The 247-nt window shown below is 24.3% G+C and carries 1 pseudogene; it reads right to left on the reverse strand.

Going from position 1 to position 247, the window contains the following annotated elements:
- Positions 1-247 (reverse strand): annotated as a pseudogene (locus tag RI68_RS02155) (hypothetical protein); the annotation flags it as partial.

Consider the following 247-nt stretch of genomic DNA (forward strand, 5'->3'; position numbering starts at 1 on the left):
TGATTCCTTTGTTTTGAAAATAGAGTAAAATAAGATATTCATTGATTTTACCGCGGATGACTTTTTGGCTTTGAGAGTGATAGTTGTTATTAATTAAATATTGATTAAGTAAATCGTGATGATGATTCATATATTCATGAAAATTAAGTAAAAATGATGTTTTATGAAAAAGTTTTTTTAAAATATTAACACATTGAGTGTTAGGGTTAAGTTGTTTAATGTGGTAAAAATCTTCGTTAGTTAACAT

It is taken from the genome of Vaccinium witches'-broom phytoplasma str. VAC (assembly GCF_000309405.1).
GTDB lineage: Bacteria > Bacillota_I > Bacilli_A > Acholeplasmatales > Acholeplasmataceae > Phytoplasma.